We start from the raw sequence: 2,411 nt of genomic DNA on the forward strand, positions 1-2,411 counted from the left end.
CGGGACCTCGACGTCCGCCGCCACGAGCTCGGGGCGCGGCGTCGTCGCCGTCCCGGCGCGGTGACCCTCGATGCCCGGCAGACCCGCCCAGGCGTCCCGCTCGACCGGCAGGAGCGTGACTGCACGGGGCGTCTCCGGGGAGTTGGCGACCCGCGCGGTGGCCCCGGACTCGCGCAGCGCGTCCACACCCTCGGGGCCGAGGTCACCGAGGTCCGCACCCCAGTGCAGCACCTGGGGCATCACGCCCACGAGATCGAGCACGAGCGACACTCCGGCCGCGCGCAGCACCGCGTATCCATCACCAGCAGACATCTTCACCACCCCGAATCGACTTTCTTGACAGCGGAAACTTAGTCGCCCTACGCTTTCGGCGGCAAGCGAGGTGCCCACCTCCTGCAGCTCGACGACGAGGGATGAGGCCGATGGCGATCTCCACCACCACCCCGGCGCGCGGACGGACCGCGACCGGGCGTGACCACAAGACCGGGCCGGTGCACCGCGCCGGCTCGCCCGCCCACCGCGGCGACGCGCGGCTGGCGTGGGTCCTGATCGCACCCGCCGTCATCGGGTTCCTCGCGTTCGCCGCCTACCCCACCCTGCGCGGCATCTACCTGAGCTTCACCGACTTCCGGGTGCTCACCCCGCCGCAGTGGACCGGCATGGACAACCTGAAGCGGCTGGTGGCCGACGAGGTCTTCTGGCACTCGCTCGGTGTCACGGCCTACTTCGTGGTCCTGTCGGTCGTGATCGGCATGGCCCTCTCGGTCACCACGGCCGTGGTGCTGCACCGGCTGACGGCGTCGACCGCGCTGCGGGGGGTCATCATCCTCCCGTTCCTCATCTCCGGGGTCGTCGCGGCCACCACGTGGTCCTGGATGCTCGACGCCCAGCTCGGCATCGTGAACATCGCGATCCGCCAGCTCGGCCTCGACCCGGTCTTCTTCCTGGGCTCCAGCAGGTGGGCCATCCCCACGATCGCGCTGATCAGCGTCTGGAAGGGCATGGGGTACAACGCGATCATCGTGTTCGCGGGACTGCAGACCATCCCGCCGACCGTCTACGAGGCCGGCCGGATCGACGGCGCCAACGAGATGCAGATGTTCCGCCGCCTCACGCTCCCCCTGCTGCGGCCCGTGCTGGCGATGGTGCTGGTGCTGACGGTGATCGGCTCGTTCCAGGTGTTCGACCTCGTGGCCGTGACCACGCAGGGCGGCCCGGCGCGCGCGTCGAACGTGCTGCAGCTCTACATCTACGACAAGGCGTTCGGCCAGTTCGAGTTCGGCTACGCCGCGACCATGTCGCTCGCGCTGTTCGCGATGCTCATCACCATCACCTTCCTGCAGATGCGCCTGCTGCGCGCCGACGAGTCCGACACGAACTGAGGAACCCCGTCATGTCCGCATCCGTCACAGCTCCGCCCGCCCTCGGCGCAGCACCCGCCGTCCCCGCCCGCCGCAAGCCGTCGTCGGGCCGCCGTCCCAGCGTGGGGCGCGCCGTCGCCTGGACCTACCTCGGCGGGGTCGTGCTGGTCACGCTCTTCCCGTTCTACTGGATCCTGCGGACGTCGTTCTCGAACAACTACTCGCTGATCACGCACCCGTCGTCGCTGCTGCCGGTGGACTTCACGCTCGGCGCGTTCCGCCGCGTGCTCGGCATCGCCACGTCGGCCGAGTCCCTGGCCGAGGGCGGCTCGGGCGCCAGCATCAACATCCTGCACTTCGCGATGAACTCGCTGATCTTCGCGACGCTCTCGACCGTCCTGGTCGTGTTCTTCTCGCTGATCGCCGCCTACGCGTTCGCCCGCCTGCAGTGGCCCGGCCGGGACCTGGTGTTCTCCGTGCTGCTGACGGCGCTCATGGTGCCGGGCATCCTGACGCTGCTGCCCAACTTCGTGCTGATCAAGGACCTGGGCCTGCTCAACACGTTTGGCGGGCTGATCCTGCCGGGCGCGCTGTTCTCGGCGTTCAACATCTTCTTCCTGCGGCAGTTCATGCTCGGCCTGAGCGGCGAGATCGAGGAGGCCGCGCTGATCGACGGCGCCAGCCGCCTGCGCGTGCTGTTCCAGATCACGCTGCCCATGACGTCCGGCCCCGTGACCACCCTGTCGATCCTGGGCTTCATCGGCGCGTGGAACGACTACTTCTGGCCGCTCCTGGTGACCAGCGACGACAGCGTCCGGCCGCTCACGCTCGCCCTGGCCGTGTTCAAGCAGTCCTCGCCCCAGGCCGCCCCCGACTGGGCCGGCCTCATGGCGGCCACGCTGGTCGCGGCCCTGCCGATGCTGGTGCTGTTCCTCGCGTTCGGCCGCCGGATCGTCGACTCCATCGGCTTCTCGGGGCTCAAGTGACCAGCGCACCCCGCCCCGTGCGCCTGCGCTGGGCCGCGCCCGCCGCCCGCTGGACCGAGGCCAC

General features: G+C 70.0%; 2 protein-coding genes and 1 pseudogene. 2 read left to right on the forward strand and 1 reads right to left on the reverse strand.

What is annotated here, in order from left to right; all coding sequences use genetic code 11:
* Positions 1–312, reverse strand: a pseudogene (locus PROKR_RS34515) (alpha-galactosidase); the annotation flags it as partial.
* Between the two features lie 110 nt (positions 313–422).
* Between PROKR_RS34515 and PROKR_RS10185 the strand changes: the two are divergent.
* Both PROKR_RS10185 and PROKR_RS10190 read left to right on the forward strand, forming a co-directional pair.
* Positions 423–1,382 (forward strand): carbohydrate ABC transporter permease, encoded by a 960-nt coding sequence (locus PROKR_RS10185; protein WP_036962806.1) that lies wholly within the window; start codon positions 423–425, stop codon positions 1,380–1,382.
* 11 nt (positions 1,383–1,393) lie between these two features.
* On the forward strand, positions 1,394–2,347 hold the full coding sequence (locus PROKR_RS10190; RefSeq protein WP_036962807.1) for a carbohydrate ABC transporter permease: 954 nt from the start codon (positions 1,394–1,396) through the stop codon (positions 2,345–2,347).
* Positions 2,348–2,411 lie beyond the last annotated feature (64 nt).

Origin of the sequence: Promicromonospora kroppenstedtii DSM 19349 (assembly GCF_000515355.1) — a bacterium.
Taxonomy (GTDB): Bacteria; Actinomycetota; Actinomycetes; order Actinomycetales; family Cellulomonadaceae; genus Promicromonospora; species Promicromonospora kroppenstedtii.

Coding starts and splice junctions, on each gene's coding strand:
- PROKR_RS10185 (WP_036962806.1), top strand. CDS start 423: ATGGCGATCTCCACCACCACCCCGGCGCGCGGACGGACCGCGACCGGG.
- PROKR_RS10190 (WP_036962807.1), top strand. CDS start 1,394: ATGTCCGCATCCGTCACAGCTCCGCCCGCCCTCGGCGCAGCACCCGCC.